Below are 17,771 nucleotides of genomic sequence, written 5' to 3' on the forward strand. Positions count from 1 at the left end.
GCAGAATCCATGAGATCCATCCACCGTCGAGGGCTTTCGACCTCTCGAACGTCGGATAGGCGCGGCCGTGGCTTCGCCGCGTTTGCTAGCTTGTCTGCCCTGCTGATCATCGGCGGAACCGTGTTCGGCACGGCGAGTCCCGCCGCCGCTCACGACGAACTGCTCTCCACCTACCCCGAAGCCTCCGCAACCACACCTGGTGTCCCGGCGGAGATCTCCCTCACTTTCACAGGTGAGCCGCAGGGGCTTGAGGGTGCGACGGTGATCGAGGTCCTCGCGGAAGATGGCAGCAACCTCGCCAACGGCGCCCCCGAGGTCCTCGAGGCGACGGTCACACAGGACCTGTCCGACGGGTCGGTCGTCGGCGAGGTCACGGTGAGGTGGCGGGTGGTGTCCAGCGACGGGCATCCGATCAGCGACGAGTACACGTTCATGGTGGAGCCGACGGGGACGCTGACGAGCAGCCCCACCCCCACGAGTAGTCCCACGCCGGTGAGTAGCCCTTCTCCATCGGAGGAGGGTACGGAGACCGCGACGCCGAGTGCTGCGTCCGGGAACGGAGACATCCACAGCCAACCGAGCGCGGATCTCGCGGCCCTCCCCATTCTGGTCATCACCGGGGGAGTTGCCCTCCTGGGCAGCTCAGCACTGCTGATGGTCATGGCCGGTCGTAACCGGCGCCGTCGTGATCGTGCGGCACAGCAGGGAAAGGAGAACACTGATGAGTCCTAACCGGGCGCGATATCTCGCGGTGACTGCCCTTGTGGCGGCGGGGATCGTGGTGATCGATCAGGCCACGAAGGCGGCTGCTCTCGCGACGCTGAGCGAGGAGACTCGTATCCCGCTCCTGGGTGACCTGTTCGGCCTCCAGCTCGCGTTCAATCCGGGTGCGATCCTCTCCCTCGGGTCCGGGTTTACTGGCGTGATCACCCTGGTCGGAGTCGGAGCGGTGGTCTGGGTGTTTCTCGCGGCGAGCCGTGCACGCACGGCAGAGTTCGCGGTGGCGTTCGGGTTCATCCTGGGCGGCGCACTAGGGAACTTGATCGACCGGCTGTTCTCACCACCCGGGTTCGGCGTCGGGCATGTGACCGACTTCCTCGCCTACGGGAACCTGTTCATCGGGAACCTCGCCGACATCGCCCTCGGTATCGGCGTCGTCCTCCTTCTCGGGGTGACCTGGACCCGACGGCGCACGGTCGAGCCGGCTCGCTCGGCACGAGTGGAAGCAGGTGCCGCATGAGCGCGAAGCAACGCACCCCGTCCACCTTCCAGCGCAATGCTCTGGCACCGGGACTGTTGGGTGCGGCCGTGCTGTTCACCGCTCCGCTGTGGACGAACGGCGGTCTGTTCCAGGTGGTGCTGTTCGTGACAGCGATCCTCGCAGCGATCGTGGCCTGGTTTGCCGGGCAGGCACGCCAATGGTGGTGGATTCCTGTGTTCGTCGCGGTCCTCGTGCTGTGGAACCCGGTCGTGCCCTTCCCGTTCACAGGTCCGGTCTGGGCGGCGGCGCAGCCGGCTGCGGCCATCGTTTTTCTGGTCGCGGGGGCACTGATCAAGGTGCGTCGACCATGACCTGCCGGATCATGGTCGCTGTCGTCGCGGTACTCCTGGGTGCCATCGCTCTGACGGGGTGCGCCGCGAGCGACTCCCTGGCGCAGCAGTACCAGGAGGGGGATGAGAAGGGGTACATCTCTGGGGACTTCCAGGTGCAGGAGATCGCAGCGGGAGAGCGGGGCGACCCGGTGGCCTTCGAGGGTGTCACCGAGACCGGGGAGACAGTCTCCGGCGACGACTACCGAGGCGAGGTGCTGGTCGTGAACTTCTGGTACGCCGCCTGCGGACCGTGCATCGTCGAAGCGCCGATGCTGGAGGAGGTGTGGCAGGAGTACCAGGACCAGGGCGTGTCCTTCCTTGGCGTGAACACCTACGACCAGCCCGCCACAGCGCTCTCCTTCGCCAGGGACAACAACGTCACCTACCCCAGCGTGATCGACGTCAATGACGGCAAGGTCAAGTTGGCGTTCGCGCAGGTCACCCCGATCCAGGCGACTCCGACGACGCTCGTGGTCGACCGGGAGGGGCGGGTCGCTGCGCGGATCATCGGGCAGCTGCAGAGCGCATCCATCCTGTCCACCCTCGTCCGCGACGTCCTTGGGGAATCACCATGAACCCGGGAGATCTCGTCGCAGACGGCGCCCTGTGGGTCGCGGTCCCGATCGCGACCCTTGCGGGCCTGATCTCCTTCGTCTCCCCGTGCGTGCTGCCTCTGGTGCCCGGATACCTCGGGTACCTCGGCGGCACCTCGAGCGGCACCGCCGCACGCGGGTCGACCGGCGCGGCGACGGCGGAGCGCATGCGGCTGCTGCTGGGCGTGTTCCTGTTCATAGCCGGGTTCACTGTCGTGTTCGTTACCGTGACGATCCTGGGCGGGACGTTCGGGTTGTTGCTGCTGCAATATGCGAACGTCCTGACCCGTGTGTTCGGTGTCGTAGTGATCATCCTCGGCCTGGTATTCATCGGGTTCTTCGGGATCGCGCAGCGCACCCTCCGCCCACGCCTGCAGACCCGTGCTGGGCTGCTCGGCGCACCGCTGCTCGGGTTCGCCCTCGGCGTCGGGTGGACACCGTGCATCGGCCCGACGCTCGCCGCGATCCTGTCGGTCTCCTGGAACCTCGGCGACCCAGCTCGGGCGGGCCTCCTGGGCCTGGCCTACTCGCTCGGGCTCGGCCTGCCTTTCCTCGCGCTCGCTCTCGGATGGGGATGGGCATCCCGGTCGGTCGCATTCCTGCGCCGCCACATCCGCACCCTGAACATCGTCGGCGGGGGAATGCTCGTCCTCCTCGGCATCCTGATGGTGACCGGGCTGTGGACTGTCATGATGTCCGCCCTCCAGCAGGTGGTGATCAATGTCCCCCTCCCGCTCTGAGACCATCACCGACGCGCCCGTCGACCCCCTGCGACCCGACGACCACGCCGACGGCAACGACTCTGCCATCGCCCAGCCGACGTTAGGGATCATGGGGTGGGCGAGATGGGCGTGGCGTCAGCTGACCAGCATGCGCACCGCCCTGGTGTTGTTGCTGCTGCTGGCGATCGCCGCCGTGCCCGGATCGCTGTTCCCGCAGCGCAGCGCTGACCCCAACGGGGTGATCCAGTGGCAGCGCGAGAACCCCGAGGCCTATCCGATCGTGGATGCCATAGGGCTGTTCGACGTGTACCTGTCGCCATGGTTCTCGGCGATCTACCTGCTGCTGTTCACGTCGCTGATCGGATGCGTAACCCCGCGCACGAAACACCACTACAAGGCCCTCCGATCCCAGCCTCCCCGCACGCCGGCGCGCCTGTCCCGGCTCGCCGACTATGACGAGCGCACAGTTTCGGCCACCGATCCTGCGGAACGGGCACGCGAGGCGGTCGATGCCGCTGAGAGGCAGCTGCGGCGCACCGGCTATCGGGTGCACCGCTACGACGGCCGCGGGACGCTCTCTGTGTCCGCCGAGCGCGGATACCTGCGCGAGACCGGCAACCTCGTCTTCCACACCGCGCTGATCGGCGTGCTCGTCTCCGTCGGTCTCGGAGGCGGCTTCTCCTACACAGGCCAGCGTGTCGTCGTCGAGGGCACCACCTTCGTCAACGCTCTCAGCGACTACTCCTCGTTCGATGCCGGCCGGTTCATCGACGGCACCGGCCTCGCCCCGTACTCGCTCACCCTTGACGAGTTCCAGGTCACATATCAGCCGCCTGGCACGCCGGGGGCTGGGCAGGCGGGAGACTTCTCCGCCGACGTCACAGTCCGCATCCCCGGTGAGCAGGACCGGGCCGAGAGTGTGATCGTGAACTATCCCATCTCCGTCGCCGGCGACCGCATCCATCTGCTGGGCAATGGCTACGCCCCCACGATCACCGTACGCGATGCGGCCGGAGAACTTGTGTACACCGAGTCGCAGCCGTTCCTCCCGCAGGACTCGAACATGACCTCCCTTGGGATCATCAAGATCCCCGACGGGCTGCCCGAGCAGGTCGGTCTGACGGGGTTCTTCTATCCCACTGCAGGTGTGCTGGACTCCGGCGCTTACACCTCCATCTACGGCGACGTCATCAACCCGCTGCTCACCTTCAACGTGTACAGCGGCGATCTCGGTATCGACGATGGCACTCCGCGATCGGTATACACTCTCGAAACCGGCGGGCTCACCCAGCTCACCGGTGGCACGACGGGAGTGGACTCCATCGAGCTGACCCCGGGGGAGACCGCCGACCTGCCGAACGGGTGGGGCACCGTCACCTGGGAGATCGCGTCGCCTGAGGACCCGGTCAAGCGATTCGCGTCGCTGCAGATCCAGCGCGACCCGACCGCCGGATGGGTGCTGGCCTTCTCAATCTTCGCGATGCTCGGCCTCTTCGCCGGGCTCTTCGTGCCCCGACGCCGCATCTGGATCAAAGCACACCCGACCGACGACGGTGTCCGCCTCGAGTACGCGGGACTGGCCCGCGGCGAAGACCCCACCCTCCGCAAAGCCGTCGTCGACATCGCCGACGCCCACACGGCGGCGCTCACGGGCACCTCCGACTCATCCCCGAAGACGGGAGAGAACCGATGAGATGCCCCGTTGACGGCACGACACTCCCAGCCACCGACCGCTCCCGCGTCGAGATCGACTCCTGAACCCCCCCCGACCGATCACACACCATGAACGACTGGATTCCCGACACACCGCCGACGCTGGGGGCGTTTCTCACGCCAATCCTGCCGCCGGCTCCGGTGCTGCCGGCGCTCGGCCTGCTCATGGCCGTGCTGTACTTGGCCGGTGCCATCCGGCTCTGGCGGCAGCGACGAGGATGGTCGGTGACCCGGACGGTGTGTTTCCTCCTCGGATGCATCGTCCTGGTCGCCGTGACCGGCCTGGCGGTGGAGGGGTACGGGTACCTGCTGTTCTCGGTCTTCATGTTCCAGCAGCTCACCCTGCTAATGGCCATCCCGCCGCTGCTCGTGCTCGGCTCTCCGGGCACTCTGCTGCTGCGCGCCACCCCGCATCGCGGGTTCGGGCGAGTGATCCTCCGTCTCGCTCTGGCCGGGCTGCGCAGTCGCATCGCACGATGGGCACTGAGCCCCTGGGTCGCGATGCCGCTGTTCCTGATATCGTTCTACGGCCTCTACCTCGGAGGTCTCGCCGACCCGATCCTGCAGACCCCGGGCGGGCATCCGCTGCTGGAGATCGCGTTCCTCGCAGCCGGCGTGCTGTTCACCATCCCGATCCTGTCCCACGACCCGCTCCCCGTGCGGATGACGTACCCCGGCCGAGCGATGGACCTGTTCGCCGAAGCAGCCCTCCACGCCTTCTTCGGCGTGTTCCTGATGATGAGCCCGACGCTATTCGTCGAGCACTTCGCCGGCCCCACGAGGTCGATGGGCATCGACCCGCTGGACGATCAGTGGCTCGCCGGAGGCTTGGCCTGGTCCTACGGGGAAGGACCCACCGTGGTGATGCTCCTCTACGTCATGCACCGGTGGTTCCGTGACGACACCACCCGTGCCGCCAAGGCCGACACGTACGCCGATACCCATGGCGATCCCGAGCTCGACGCCTACAACGCCTACCTCGATGCCCTCCGCAAGAAGGACACCTGACCGATGCAACTGTCCCTGACACCCGCGGCCGGTGCCGTGCCCACCGCCGACGTCTCTTCCTCGTCGAGCGGGCTGCCGCTCTGGGCAGCGATTCCCGCCGCGCTCATCGGAGGGCTCGCGCTGAGCCTGGCCTCGCCGCCGGTGGGGTGGTGGCCGCTGGCTCTGCTTGGCGTGACCCTGGCGTTGATCACCCTCGTCGGCCGGAGCATCGGCGGGGCAGCGCTGGTCGGCGCCGGCTTCGGGGGAGTGTTCTTCTTCACCCATCTGATCTGGGTGGGAGAGTTTCTTGGTCCTGTTCCGTGGATTGCTCTTGCCGGTCTGGAGACGATCCTGTTCAGCATCGGTGCCGTCCTGATCGCCCTCGCCTACCGGTGGGCGGCACGACTCCCACATCGGGGTGCAGCGCAGCTGGTCGGGATCCCCCTGCTAGTTGGCGGCCTGTGGGCGGGCAGGGAAGTCGTTCTCGGTTCGTGGCCGTACTCCGGGTTCCCCTGGGCGCGCATCGGGATGACGCTCGTCGAGAGCCCGATGGCGGAAGTCGCCTCCTGGACGGGCGTAACAGGGCTCTCCTTCCTGTTCGTCGCGATGTGCGCCGGCGTCGTGCAGTGGGCGCGCGCCGGCGGGCTCAGATTCCTGCGCGGCACCCTTCCGGCCGCCGCTGTCATGGCTCTCCTGCTCCTCGCCCCGCAGTTCCCGACCTCGCCCGCGGGCACGTTCGAGGTCGGGTGGGTGCAAGGCAACGGCCCGGCGGCATACTTCGACACCCGAGAACCTGGTGATGTGCTCGCCGCACAGGCGCAGGCGACCGCTCCGCTACTTGGACAACCGATGGATCTCCTGGCCTGGCCCGAAGGGGGAGTGGACGACGATCCCCTCGCCGATACCGCCACCGCTGCCACGCTCGACCGCATCGTCCGCGAAGCCGACGCCCCGCTACTGATGAACGCCGCGACCGCGCGGGGAGGGGATGTGTTCAACTCGTCCCTGCTCTGGACCACGCAGCCTGATGAACGCCAGCGGCACGACAAGATCAACCCCGTCCCGTTCGGGGAGTACGTCCCCGATCGCTGGCTATACGAGATGATCGTCCCGGACCTTGTCGGACTGATCCAACGCGAGTACACCCCGGGCACACTCCCGCCGCTGGTCACTGTCGATGACGTCGGAGTCGGGTTGGCGATCTGCTTCGATGTGATCTACGACCAGGTCATATGGGACGGCGCACGCGAGGGGGCCCAGCTGTACGTCTTCCAGACCAACAACGCCGACTTCCGCGGTACCGCGGAGAACCTGCAGCAACTCGCCTTCGCCCGCATGCGCGCGATCGAGACCGGCCGCGCCATCGTCAACGTCTCCACGACCGGCACCAGCCAGGTGATCGCCCCCGATGGGACAACCGTCGCCACCATTCCCGTCGACACCGCCTCCGCAGCGATCACCACCGTCCCCCTGCGTACCGGCCTCACACCTGCCACGATTCTCGGACCCTGGATCAGTGTGCTGGTCCCGGTCGGCGCTCTCGGTGTCTTGACCGCGCTCGGGATCCTCCACCGCATCCGCAATCGCTCGTCCGTATGAAGGAGCTCACCATGCCCGGAACAGAAACGCTCTCCCTCGATGGCATCTCACTGCTGCTGGTGTGGACAGCCATCGCCACCTACGCGCTGGCGTTCGTCGCTTACACGGTCGATCTCGCACAGCGCTCCGCCCGCACGAACCCGGCTCTGGAGCAGCAGCGCACGCCGACCCTTGTCGGCGCCGTTGACCAGGGGTCTCCGAATGCTCCGGCTCTGCCCGCACAGGCGCGGCCGGACGACATCCACGTCCCGCCCGCACAACGCCCGCGGTTGCTGTGGGCGAGGATCGGCACGGCGCTCACCGTGCTCGCCTTCCTCTTCCAGCTCGCCGGGACCATCGCGCGCGGCATCGCCGCAGAGCGGGTTCCCTGGGCGAACATGTACGAGTTCGCGCTCACTGGGACGGTCCTGATCGTCGCCGTCTACCTCCTCGCCCTCCGGCGGTATGACCTGCGATTTCTCGGCGCGTTCCTGGTGGGCATGATCGTGCTGCTGTTGGGCGGTGCCACGCTCAGCTTCTACGTCGAGGTCGTCCCGCTGATGGACCCGCTCAAGAGCATCTGGCTCGTCATTCACGTCTTCGTTGCCTCCCTCGCCACCGCCCTGTTCGCCCTCGCTTGCGGTCTCTCCGTCACGCAGCTGCTGCAATCCCGCCGTGAACGTCGCGCGAGCATTTCCCCTGAATCCGCAGGGCAACGCGGCGGGTTCCTGCGTACCCTGCCCTCCGGCGAGGTGCTCGAGACGCTCGCCTATCGGTTCGTGATCGTCGGCTTCATGTTCTGGACCTTCACTCTGATCGCCGGAGCGATCTGGGCGAACGACTCCTGGGGACGCTACTGGGGCTTCGACACCAAGGAGGTCTGGACATTCGTGATCTGGGTGCTCTACGCCGGGTACATCCACGCCCGCGCCACCCGCGGCTGGCGAGGCAACCGCTCAGCCTGGCTGTGCATCATCGGATTCGCCGCCGTGCTGTTCAACTTCACCGTCGTTAACGTGTACTTCCCCGGCCTGCACTCCTACTCCGGCCTCACCTGACCCGCTCCGGCACCACCACCGCGGCCGAAGTCGCCGACGTTTGATCGCCTCGATGAAGGGAAATCCGCTATGCCGCCGATCGACCAGTGGGTCACGTTCGAACCCCTCACCGGCTCACCCGTCGCCATCGCCGCCCTGCTGCTCGCGGCGCTGTACCTGCGAGGAGCGATCTGGATGTGGCGACGCGGGCGCCGTTGGGCGATCGCCCGCACAGCATCGTTCCTGATCGGGTGCGTCCTGATCTTCGCTATCACGATGTTCGGTGTGAACCGTCTCGCAACGGAATCCATCACAGCGCTGGTGTTCCAGCAGATCACCCTGCTGACCGTCGTTCCGCCGCTCCTCATCGCAGGGTCACCCGGGCTGCTGCTCCTGCGCAGCACACCGCACACCGGCCTCGGGCGTCTCGTCCTCCGTGCTGCACACGGGGGACTGCGCTCACGATTCTGGAGCGCGGCACTGCACCCTGTGGTCGCCATCGTCATTGCGATACTGCTGTACCCGGTCCTCTACCTGACCGACGCGATCAGCGTCATCATGCGCATCCCCTTCGGCCACGACGTCCTGCTCGTCGTCATCCTCATCCTCGGCATCGTCTCGGCAACACCGCTATGGTCCTCCGATCCGCTACCGCGCCAACCCTCCTTCGCCGCACGATTCATCGACATCGCAGTCGAGATCCAGATCCACGCCATTTTCGGCCTCATCCTCCTTCGTACCGCCACGCCGCTGTTCAGCGCATACGCCACCCCCACAGGCAGCCATGACCCCGTCATCGACCAGGCGATCGCCGGCACGCTGGTATGGACCTACGCGGAGCTGCCGATGTTCGTAGTGCTCATCGTCTGCCTGTCCCGCTGGCGAGCCCGCGACGTGCGCACCTCGAGACAGCGACAGAAAGCCGAGGACGCCGAACTCGACTCTTACAACGAGTACCTCGCCAGCCTCTCCCGAAGACGGAACGAGAGCTAGCTTCCTGCGCGTCGCAACTCCCTCATCCCCGCTCTCGCACCCACCTCTGGAGGAAAATGCCCCGTACAACGCTCACATTTGGCGGCCTGCTCATTTCCGTCGGAATCATCTCCTACGCCGTGACCGGCTTCATCAGCTGGACGGCGCTGATCCCCGCCTTCCTCGGAATGCTCATCGTGATCTGCGGGCTCATCGCGCTCAAGAACACTACGAGCGGGCTCTCGATCGCACTCGTGATATCGGTCCTCGGAGTCCTCGGAACCAGCATGAACGTACTGAAAGTCGGCGAGCTCATCTCCGGCCAAGCCGAGTGCCCGCTGGCCATTGGGGCCAGCACCGTGACGTTCGTCCTGCTCATCGTCTACATCGTCACCGGTGTCCGATTGTTCCTCACCGCACGGCGAGGGGACAAGGCGGAGGCAACGACTGCCTGAGCGCCGCTAGACCCTACTTTCGAAACAGCACCGATCTCTCCGGGTATATCGCGACGATCTCGAGTCCGTCGACAGTCCCCGTTCAGCGGACAGACCCAGTCTCGGTGCTGCGGACGCGTTGGATGCGGAGGCTGTTGTAGACGACGAGCACGGAGGACAAAGACATCGCGGCCGCGGCGATGAGGGGGTTGAGGAGGCCTGCTGCGGCGATGGGGATCGCGGCGATGTTGTATCCGAAGGCCCAGCCGAGGTTGGTGCGGATCGTGCGGAGTGTCTTGCGGGAGATCGCGATCGCGTCGGGGATGACGTGGAGGTCGTCGCGGACGAGGATGATGTCGGCGGCCTTGAGGGCGATGTCGGTCCCGGAGACGAGCGCGAGGCCGAGGTCGGCGGTAGCGAGAGCGACGGCGTCGTTGATGCCATCGCCGACCATCGCCACCTTCTCCCCTGCCGCTTGGAGTTCACGGACGACGTCGGCCTTCTGGGCGGGGGCGACACCGGCGTGGACGCGTTCGATGCCGAGCTCGGCGGCGATGCGGGCGCCGGCGGCGGGACTGTCCCCGGTGAGGAGAACGGTGGTGAGGTCCTGCGCGCGCAGCGCACTGATGGCGTCGGCGGCGCCGGGTTTGATGGTGTCGGCCAGGGCCAGTAGCCCGATTAGGTGTCCGTCGCGGGCGACGAGGGCGACGGTGTGCCCTTGTTCGTGGGCGTCGGCGAGCGCAGTGGCGGCGGGGGTGAGGTCGATGTCGTGTTCGCGGAGGAGGTCGGCGTTGCCGATGAGGAGGGTGCTGCCGGCAATGCGGGCGGTGGCGCCGAGACCGGGGAGCGCGGTGAAGTCTTCCAAGGAGTGCAGGTCGGTGACGTGAGCGCGGGCGGCGTCCTGGATGGCGCGAGCGATCGCATGCTCGGAGCCCTGCTCGACGGACGCGGCGAGGCGCCAGAGTTCGTGCTCGGGGATTCCGAAGGCGGTCGCGGTCTCGACGGTCATGCGGCCGGTGGTCAGGGTGCCGGTCTTGTCGAGGACAACGGTGGTGATGGTGCCGGAGGCTTCGAGGGCGTCATGGCCTTTGATGAGGATGCCAAGGGTCGCGGCCCTGCCGATGCCGACCATGAGCGCGGTGGGGGTCGCCAGACCCAGGGCGCAGGGGCAGGCGATGATGAGGACGCTGATCCCGATGCCGAATGCCTGCGCGAACGGGGTTCCGGTGAGCGTCCAGGCGACAGTGACGATGATCGCGAGGGTGATGACGGCGGGCACGAACCAGGTGACGATGCGGTCGACGAGGTTCTGCACGCGCGCTTTACGTGCCTGTGCCTGTTCGGTGAGGGCCGCCATCTGCGCCAGCTGCGTGTTCGCGCCAACCGAGGTCGTGGTCACTTCCAGCCGGCCGTCGGTGCTGATCGTGCCGCCGGTCACCGATGCGCCGGGGCCGACCGGGACGGGGACGGGTTCTCCCGTCATCATGCTCGCATCGACCGCGGCTGTGCCCGCACGGACAGTGCCATCGGCGGGGATGATCTCCCCCGGGAGGACGACGAAAATGTCGCCGATCCGCAGCGCCGTGGCGGGCTCAATCGCCTCGACGCCGTCGCGGACGACCCGGACGTGGGTGGCGGCGAGAGCGTTCAGCGCCCCGAGCACGTCTCCGGCCTTACGGCGGGAGCGGGTCTCGAAGTAGCGGCCGGCGAGCTGGAACGTCGTCATGCCGGCGGCGACGTCGAGATAGATCGAGTCCGCGCCTGCGGGGGTGACACCGAACCCGAGCCAGTAGCCGGCGGCTTCCGTGGTGCCGAACCCAAGCAGCAGGGTGAGTATCGCCCACCCGAACGAGGCGGCGATGCCGAGGGAGACAAGGGTGTCCATGCTGACCGCGCCGTGACGGAGGTTGCGGAGCGTAGCCCGGTGAAACGGCCACGCAGCCCAGGTCACGATCGGCAGCGCCATCAGCACGCAGACCCATTCCCAGCCGGGGAACCGCCACCCGGGGACGAGCGCGAGGACGATGGTGATGTCCATCAGTGGCACGGTGAGCAGAGCGGAGACCGCCAGGCGGCGGCGCAGGGAGGAGATCCGCACCTCGGTGGCGCGCGCGGACCAGGCGTCGTCGCTGCCGTCGCGCAGGTGCGCACCGTATCCCGCGTTCTCGACCTGACGGATCGCCGTGGGCACCTCACTGTCGGGGAGCCCTGTGATGATGGCGCGTTCGGTGGCGTAGTTGACGCTCGCGGTCACGCCGTCGAGCTTGTTCAGGGCCCGTTCGACGCGTCCGGCGCACGCGGCGCAGGTCATGCCTGAGACGTCGAGTTCGACAGGCGCAGCCGACGTTCGTCTGGCTCTGGTGTCAGAGATCGTCATGGTAGTGGCTCCTCCTGGGTCGCCGGTCTCGGGCCGGGACGAGATGCCTCGCGTTCGGTGAGCTGGTTGAGCATCCGGTTGTAGGCATCGAATTCATCATCCCGTCCGGTGTCGAGGTGGCGGTCTTTCCGACGGGCTTCGCGGGCGTCTTGGCGGCTCCATTGGATGGCGAGGGCGACGATGACGATCATCAGCGGGATTTCTCCGCCCGCCCAGGCGACACCCCCGCCGAGATACTGCTGCGCCTGCAGGTCAGCCCAGGGAAGGTCGAGTCGCAGGTAGAAGTCTTCGGCGATGATCTCGGGGGTGGTCATCAGGATTACTCCGAAGAAGGCGTGGAACGGCATCGCCGCGAGAACGTAACCGAGTTTGCCGATGTGCGGCAGGGGTCGTGGGGGGCGGTCGACGCCGATGATGAGGCTGTAGTAGAGGTAGCCGACGATGAGGAAGTGCAGGTTCATGAGCTGATGCGCCCAATGGAACCGCATGTACTCGCCGAAGATCCCCGTGAAGTACAGGCCATAGTATGAGCCGACGAAGAGGATGAAGACGATCAGCGGGTTGTAGAGGAAGCGCAGCACCCGCCACTGCAGCACCCAGGTGATCCAGTCGTGAAGACCTGCCGGCTTGTTCCGGTCGGAGCGGCTCGCGCGCAGCAGCAGGGTGACGACGCCGCCGAGGACGAGGAGTCCGGGGGCGAGCATGTTCAACGACATGTGCACGATCATGTGCACCCCGAAATCGGGGGCGGAGTACTTCCCGAACCCGGAACTGGTCGCCACGATTACCACGGCCCATCCGGCCAGCCAGGCGGTCGTTCGTCCGATGGGCCACGTGTCTCCACGACGGTGCAGCGTACGCACCGCGACCAGGTAGACGGTGATCGCCGCGGCCGCGATGCCGAGGAAGAGGAGGTTGGGTCGCCACTGTCCGAACAGCACCAGTAGGGTCGGCGCGTCGGGCACCTCGAAGCCCATGAAGACCTGGCCGATACTTGTCGGCACGAAGTATTGCGGCGGGGGCTGCCGAGTCATCGCCACTCCTGTGCCGATCCACCCGGCCACCGCCACACCGCACACGGTCAGAAGAACTGTGAGGGCGCCGGCGCGCATTCGGCCGCGTCGGGCTTGCCACCATCCGTATGACATGGCCCCGGTGAGGACAGCCAAGCACGCACCACCGGACAGAATCAGCCATCCCGTCACCGAACCGGTGATGGGAGAACCAGCGAGCTTGAACACTCCGATAACCGCATCGCTGACGATGATCAGCGGCAGCGCGATGATTCCGAGCAGGAACAGGCGACGCAGCGTTTCCGGGGGTACAAAGCGCCCGGAAGCGACGCGCAGGCCGGAGACACAGACTGCGCCGAAGAACGCGTACACCGCGACGGTCTGGAAGACCGCGGCATCGCCGCCGAAGTCGTGGTCAGGGCCGACCAGAACCTGCCCGGTGACCACCGGCGCAAGAATTCCGATCGCGGATACCCACAGCGGGATGAGCAACCCTGTCCATCGGTCCGCGAAGTACGACGCGAACAAGACGATCAGCGCCGCCATGAGGCTGATCGTCCAAGCTTTCGGCGCATCGCTGGCGTCCCATAAGAAAGGGAGGGCATAGCTGATGCTGAGCCGCTCCAGCGGGGCGCCGTTGGCGTCGAGTGCTTCAAAGATCACCAGCGCCCCCGCGCAGAGCGCCCAGGCGCCGGATGCGATCCGCAAGACTCTGATCTCGAACCCCTGCGAAAGATACTGTGCTCGCTGAGCGGGGGCGTCGCGCAGGAACAACAGGTGTACGATCGCGCCGACGCTGACCAGGCTCGCAGCATGTGCCGCAACGAGCAGCACCGTGGTGATTACAGCGACGTCAACCCCTGGGTAGCTGACGAAGATCTTCCGGTACGGTGCCTCCCCAAGCAGCACGGCCACCGTGACCGGGAAAGCAATCCCCAGGATAGAGAACCCCAGGATGAGGGACGTGATGGCGCTGCCCCGAACACTCCGGACAGACGTTCTTTTCGTCTTGTGTGGGTCGATTGCAGCGGGAGATGTTTCAGTCATTCTGCGACAGGGATGGCCACGAACTCACTGCGTAGCCGGCTTCCTCGACCGCGCGTTCGACATCGGCGCGGTCGGCTCGCGCCGATGTCGTAATCAAGACGCGTCCGGACACAGCATCAACGTGGGCGCCGAGAACGGTCGGCAGCGCGGTCAGCTCCGCTGTGACGGCGCGTTCGCAGTGCTCGCACGTCATCCCGTTCACCCAGAACTCGAACTCGGCCATGACTGCTCCTCCTGATGCCGGACCACGCCATTAACTCTACATTGTGTCGTAGATGTGAGTGGTGGCGGGGACGGGTTAGGCACGTGCGAGGGCGGCGCGGCGACTGCGGGGTGTCTTCCAGCGGCGGAGGGTGAGTCGATCGGCGCGAAGTTCGAGACCGGGATCGCCTGTGGTGCGTCCCATGGTCGCGAGGGCGTTCGCGAGATGGACGGCGCCGGCGCGGCGGGCGGCGGCATCGTCTGCGATGAGTTCGACCAACAGTAGTGTGGCTCGTTTCAGCGCTCGTCCGGCTGGGAAGCGCTTGGGGAGGCAGAGGGCGTTGATCTCAGCGATCCGCACGGCCCACCCGTGGTGCTGGCGCAGATGAGCGCGCTCATGCTCGATCACCGCCCGAAGCTGCGGGCCGCTCAGCAGTTCCTTGAGGGCCGTGGAGAGGAAGATCTCCGGTGCCCCCGAAGGCACGGCGCATGCGGCAGGCTCCTCAGACTCGAACCAGACGAGGGTGACCCCGTCCGAGTCCTCACGGGACACCGCGACAGGTGCGAGGCGTCCGACCGCTTCCCGCCAGGAATCGGCGAGGGGCTCCGCGGATGCGGAGACCAAGACGATCACCGCCGCGAATATTCCAAGGCTTAGCCAGCCCGCGATCGTCAAGAGCAAGCCTTCGGCGGGGCCGTGCACTTCGACAGCCTCGACACAGCACATCAGCGCAGTCGTGGCAGAGGCGACCGCGCATCCGATGCCGGCGAAGAGGGCGCTGAACCACAGCGTCAGTGCGGTGCGCGGATGGTGCACCTGCCACCTGCCGGCGGTCAGCACGAGCGGTGCGAACAGGAGCATCAGCGCTGCTGCAGCGAGGAAGGAGCCCGTGGCGATCACGTGATCACCTGCGCTTGCGCGAGGTCTTGCCGGTGATCGCGCTGCGGAGCAGGTCGAGGTCCTCCTCGGCGAGGTGCCCGGCGAACTGCAACAGTGCTGCCTGCCGGTCGCCGGCTCCGTCCAGGGCGCTCATCATGGACCGTCCGACATGCTCGTCGCCACTGCGCGCCGCATGGAAGCGGACCTTGCGTGGGGAGTCTCCTGATCGGACGACATCACCCTTCTTCTGCAACCGCTCCAGGGCCGTCATCAACGTCGTGTACGCCGGGATGTGACCGGTGAACACGGCCTGGATATCGCGGGCGCTCATAGGCTCGGCTGCCTCCCAGAGGATGCGCATGACCTCGCCTTCGAGTTCCCCGCGTTCACGCGTGCGCTCACCTGCCATATGACACCTCCACCGTTTAGCCTACCCAGAGTCGAATCCTCGTGACTTCGAAGAGTACGCTCGCAACTCTCACATCAACGCGCGCTGCTGCCGCTCCCTCGACACACCGCTGGCGAGACAGGCGGTCAGAGGTTCATCAGCCAGAGCATGGTCCCCATGCCCGCGGCCATCAGGGCGTGACACAGCGCGTGCATTCGATGCCCTCGGGCTGCGGCCGCGCGATACAGCCACCACAATGCGCTCACGGTGCAGGCGACGATGAAGGCCGCGTTGACGACGCCGGCCCATACGGGAGTCGCCATCAGCGCCATCTCATCACCGCCGCCGTGGTGTCCGGCGTGCGCGGACCCTCCGTCGCCGCCCATGTCCATCCCGGCCATCAGGAGCGGCATTGCTGCGAGCATCCAGATCATCGCCGCATTCAGCACGATGTGCCCGACCAGCTCCACGCGATGCGGGAACCCGTGGGCTCGGGTCAGCGCGGGCAGGAGCGCGAGGGCGAAGATCGCGAACAGAGCGATTTGCGCCCACGTCACCGCATCCAGCACCGCGACCCAGGTCATGAGGATCATCGCGGCGCTCATCACCGCATGGTTGATGTCGATCAGCTCCTCATCTTCCAAGCCCTCCGTGCGCGTGGGGCGGCCGATGCGCCGTGCGATGAGGTCGCCGAGGCAGATGAGGCCGGTGACAAGGAAGACGACGGTGAGGATGAGGTCCCAGGGCGATGCGATCACACCCCCACCTTACTACTACAATATGTAGAGATAATTTGCCGCTGCTCCGAGAGGCCTCCCGATGACCGCCGCCCAGACCGACACCGCAGGCATATCGCCCCGAACCGCGCCGTCACCGAAACGACGCAAGACGAACTGGTACGGCGCGTTCTGGCGCTGGCACTTCTACGGCTCGCTGATCGTCATCCCCGTGCTGTTCGTCCTCGCGGTGACCGGCATGACCTACATGTTCCGCGCGGAAGTGGATGCCTTCACCCACCCGGGAGTGCTCACGGTGACCGTGCTCGAGGCAGCGGAACGGCAGGAGCTGTCCGTGCAGGAAGACGCCGTCCGCGATGCGTTCCCGGACCGGCCGATCCTCTCCGTCGTCGACCAGACCGGCGACCGGGCGACTGTCTTCGTCACCGAACGTGCGGACGGGGTCAATGCGAACGTCTACGTCGACCCGTACACGGCGACGGTGACTGGGGAGTTGACGGCGGATCAGCTGATCTCCGATTGGGCCGAGCGCATCCACGGCGATCTGCTCATCGGCGAGGAGGGCATCGGTGACCGCATCGTCGAATTGGGCGGCAGCTGGGCGATCGTGCTCACCATCACCGGGTTCATCATCTTCTTCCTCGGACGCCGGCCCCGCAAAGCCGCTCAGGCGAAACGCGCCAAGGGTGCACGCATTCGCGGATGGCACGCGATCGTGGGCCTGCCCGTCGGGCTGGGCATCCTCATGCTCGTCGTCTCCGGCCTGCCCTGGACCGGCGTATGGGGTTCGGTCGCACAGCAGGTCGCCTCAGACAACGGCTCGTCCCTGTGGGGCGAGGACCCGGGGGCGGAATCCACGATCGACGAGCTCATCGAAAGCACCAGCGGCACCAACGCCGAAGCCGGCTGGGCCATCGGCAACGGACCGACCGGCACCAGCACGAGCACCGGCACGACACCGATCTCCATCGACGACGCCGTCGCCGCAGCCCGTGCCGAGGGAGTCCCCGAGCCGTACTCAATCATCTACCCCGACGGCGAGACAGGCGTGTTCAGCGTCATGTCGAGCCAGTGGAACGACAACGGCAACCCCGCCGAATCCGAGGTAAGCCTCGAACGCACCATCCACATCGACCAGTACAGCGGAGAGATCGTCGGAACCTACGGATACGACGACTACAGCATCACCGCGCAGGTCGTCTCACAGGGCATCGCCGTCCACGAAGGACGCCGCCTTGGGGTCATCAATACGATCCTGTCGACCCTGTTCTGCCTCGCCGTGATGTTCATGTGCGTGTCTGCGCCGATCATGTGGTGGACCAGACGCGGCACCGCATCCGGCATGGCCGCACCCCGCGCAAAGCTGCCGATCTGGGGGAACTGGCTGCTCGTCGTCGTGATGGTCTGGGGTGTGACACTTCTTGTAGACGGTCGTTACCAGGAAGGAACGACAGGCAGAGATGTCTACGAATCGCAGGAAGTTCACTGAGGAGTTCAAG

18 protein-coding genes are annotated in these 17,771 nt (G+C 66.4%); 12 read left to right on the forward strand and 6 right to left on the reverse strand.

Annotated features, from left to right (window positions below; translation table 11 throughout):
* Positions 1–9: 9 nt before the first annotated feature.
* The 11 genes from ACWDR7_RS10285 (at position 10) to ACWDR7_RS10335 (ending at position 9,650) form a co-directional block, all read left to right on the forward strand.
* On the forward strand, positions 10–732 hold the full coding sequence (locus ACWDR7_RS10285) for a copper resistance CopC family protein (protein WP_313480347.1): 723 nt from the start codon (positions 10–12) through the stop codon (positions 730–732).
* Complete coding sequence (locus ACWDR7_RS10290; RefSeq protein ID WP_155049587.1) at positions 722–1,240, forward strand: signal peptidase II; 519 nt, start codon at positions 722–724, stop codon at positions 1,238–1,240. Before ACWDR7_RS10285 ends, ACWDR7_RS10290 begins: the two co-directional genes overlap by 11 nt.
* The gene (locus ACWDR7_RS10295; protein ID WP_179430647.1) at positions 1,237–1,572 is read left to right on the forward strand and encodes a DUF6804 family protein; all 336 of its coding nucleotides are present in this window, start codon (positions 1,237–1,239) and stop codon (positions 1,570–1,572) included. Before ACWDR7_RS10290 ends, ACWDR7_RS10295 begins: the two co-directional genes overlap by 4 nt.
* Complete coding sequence (locus ACWDR7_RS10300) at positions 1,569–2,168, forward strand: TlpA family protein disulfide reductase (protein ID WP_222447201.1); 600 nt, start codon at positions 1,569–1,571, stop codon at positions 2,166–2,168. Before ACWDR7_RS10295 ends, ACWDR7_RS10300 begins: the two co-directional genes overlap by 4 nt.
* Positions 2,165–2,926, forward strand: coding sequence for a cytochrome c biogenesis CcdA family protein (locus ACWDR7_RS10305; RefSeq protein WP_155049584.1), 762 nt, complete (start codon positions 2,165–2,167; stop codon positions 2,924–2,926). Before ACWDR7_RS10300 ends, ACWDR7_RS10305 begins: the two co-directional genes overlap by 4 nt.
* Entirely contained in the window at positions 2,907–4,601 is a 1,695-nt protein-coding gene (gene resB, locus ACWDR7_RS10310) for a cytochrome c biogenesis protein ResB (protein ID WP_179430643.1), read from the forward strand. Before ACWDR7_RS10305 ends, resB begins: the two co-directional genes overlap by 20 nt.
* Before the next feature lie 89 nt (positions 4,602–4,690).
* Entirely contained in the window at positions 4,691–5,629 is a 939-nt protein-coding gene (locus tag ACWDR7_RS10315) for a cytochrome c oxidase assembly protein (RefSeq protein ID WP_179430641.1), read from the forward strand.
* Between the two features lie 3 nt (positions 5,630–5,632).
* The gene (gene lnt, locus ACWDR7_RS10320; protein WP_179430639.1) at positions 5,633–7,207 is read left to right on the forward strand and encodes an apolipoprotein N-acyltransferase; all 1,575 of its coding nucleotides are present in this window, start codon (positions 5,633–5,635) and stop codon (positions 7,205–7,207) included.
* An 11-nt stretch (positions 7,208–7,218) separates the two neighbouring features.
* Positions 7,219–8,244: a c-type cytochrome biogenesis protein CcsB gene (gene ccsB, locus ACWDR7_RS10325; RefSeq protein ID WP_155049580.1), complete on the forward strand. Its 1,026-nt coding sequence runs from the start codon at positions 7,219–7,221 to the stop codon at positions 8,242–8,244.
* Positions 8,245–8,313: 69 nt separating this feature from the next.
* Positions 8,314–9,216 (forward strand): cytochrome c oxidase assembly protein, encoded by a 903-nt coding sequence (locus tag ACWDR7_RS10330; protein WP_115261558.1) that lies wholly within the window; start codon positions 8,314–8,316, stop codon positions 9,214–9,216.
* A 119-nt stretch (positions 9,217–9,335) separates the two neighbouring features.
* Positions 9,336–9,650 carry a hypothetical protein gene (locus ACWDR7_RS10335; protein ID WP_315900939.1) on the forward strand — a complete coding sequence of 105 codons (315 nt, stop codon included), beginning with the start codon at positions 9,336–9,338 and terminating at the stop codon, positions 9,648–9,650.
* An 82-nt stretch (positions 9,651–9,732) separates the two neighbouring features.
* Here ACWDR7_RS10335 and ACWDR7_RS10340 read toward each other — a convergent pair whose 3' ends face one another.
* From ACWDR7_RS10340 to ACWDR7_RS10365, 6 genes are all read right to left on the reverse strand, one after another.
* Positions 9,733–12,006 carry a heavy metal translocating P-type ATPase gene (locus tag ACWDR7_RS10340; RefSeq protein WP_179430634.1) on the reverse strand — a complete coding sequence of 758 codons (2,274 nt, stop codon included), beginning with the start codon at positions 12,004–12,006 and terminating at the stop codon, positions 9,733–9,735.
* Positions 12,003–13,934, reverse strand: a complete 1,932-nt coding sequence (locus ACWDR7_RS10345; protein WP_315900940.1) for a cytochrome c oxidase assembly protein — start codon at positions 13,932–13,934, stop codon at positions 12,003–12,005. The genes ACWDR7_RS10340 and ACWDR7_RS10345 overlap by 4 nt, the downstream gene beginning before the upstream one ends.
* A 124-nt stretch (positions 13,935–14,058) precedes the next feature.
* A complete protein-coding gene (locus ACWDR7_RS10350) occupies positions 14,059–14,289 on the reverse strand; it encodes a heavy-metal-associated domain-containing protein (protein WP_179430630.1) in 231 nt (76 codons plus the stop codon).
* A 75-nt stretch (positions 14,290–14,364) separates the two neighbouring features.
* Positions 14,365–15,168 carry a M56 family metallopeptidase gene (locus ACWDR7_RS10355; protein WP_449854816.1) on the reverse strand — a complete coding sequence of 268 codons (804 nt, stop codon included), beginning with the start codon at positions 15,166–15,168 and terminating at the stop codon, positions 14,365–14,367.
* 4 nt (positions 15,169–15,172) lie between these two features.
* Positions 15,173–15,556, reverse strand: a complete 384-nt coding sequence (locus tag ACWDR7_RS10360; RefSeq protein ID WP_179430628.1) for a BlaI/MecI/CopY family transcriptional regulator — start codon at positions 15,554–15,556, stop codon at positions 15,173–15,175.
* A 125-nt stretch (positions 15,557–15,681) separates the two neighbouring features.
* Positions 15,682–16,293: a DUF5134 domain-containing protein gene (locus ACWDR7_RS10365; protein ID WP_179430626.1), complete on the reverse strand. Its 612-nt coding sequence runs from the start codon at positions 16,291–16,293 to the stop codon at positions 15,682–15,684.
* 61 nt (positions 16,294–16,354) lie between these two features.
* On the opposite strand from ACWDR7_RS10365, the gene ACWDR7_RS10370 reads away from it, so the two are divergent.
* Positions 16,355–17,761, forward strand: a complete 1,407-nt coding sequence (locus tag ACWDR7_RS10370) for a PepSY-associated TM helix domain-containing protein (RefSeq protein ID WP_449854817.1) — start codon at positions 16,355–16,357, stop codon at positions 17,759–17,761.
* The last annotated feature ends 10 nt before the right edge of the window (positions 17,762–17,771 follow it).

This window comes from Microbacterium sp. NPDC003461 (assembly GCF_053588335.1).

Coding starts and splice junctions, on each gene's coding strand:
- ccsB (WP_155049580.1), top strand. CDS start 7,219: ATGCCCGGAACAGAAACGCTCTCCCTCGATGGCATCTCACTGCTGCTG.
- ACWDR7_RS10290 (WP_155049587.1), top strand. CDS start 722: ATGAGTCCTAACCGGGCGCGATATCTCGCGGTGACTGCCCTTGTGGCG.
- ACWDR7_RS10285 (WP_313480347.1), top strand. CDS start 10: ATGAGATCCATCCACCGTCGAGGGCTTTCGACCTCTCGAACGTCGGAT.
- ACWDR7_RS10370 (WP_449854817.1), top strand. CDS start 16,355: ATGACCGCCGCCCAGACCGACACCGCAGGCATATCGCCCCGAACCGCG.
- ACWDR7_RS10340 (WP_179430634.1), bottom strand. CDS start 12,006: ATGACGATCTCTGACACCAGAGCCAGACGAACGTCGGCTGCGCCTGTC.
- ACWDR7_RS10330 (WP_115261558.1), top strand. CDS start 8,314: ATGCCGCCGATCGACCAGTGGGTCACGTTCGAACCCCTCACCGGCTCA.
- resB (WP_179430643.1), top strand. CDS start 2,907: ATGTCCCCCTCCCGCTCTGAGACCATCACCGACGCGCCCGTCGACCCC.
- ACWDR7_RS10360 (WP_179430628.1), bottom strand. CDS start 15,556: ATGGCAGGTGAGCGCACGCGTGAACGCGGGGAACTCGAAGGCGAGGTC.
- ACWDR7_RS10315 (WP_179430641.1), top strand. CDS start 4,691: ATGAACGACTGGATTCCCGACACACCGCCGACGCTGGGGGCGTTTCTC.
- ACWDR7_RS10300 (WP_222447201.1), top strand. CDS start 1,569: ATGACCTGCCGGATCATGGTCGCTGTCGTCGCGGTACTCCTGGGTGCC.
- lnt (WP_179430639.1), top strand. CDS start 5,633: ATGCAACTGTCCCTGACACCCGCGGCCGGTGCCGTGCCCACCGCCGAC.
- ACWDR7_RS10305 (WP_155049584.1), top strand. CDS start 2,165: ATGAACCCGGGAGATCTCGTCGCAGACGGCGCCCTGTGGGTCGCGGTC.
- ACWDR7_RS10295 (WP_179430647.1), top strand. CDS start 1,237: ATGAGCGCGAAGCAACGCACCCCGTCCACCTTCCAGCGCAATGCTCTG.
- ACWDR7_RS10350 (WP_179430630.1), bottom strand. CDS start 14,289: ATGGCCGAGTTCGAGTTCTGGGTGAACGGGATGACGTGCGAGCACTGC.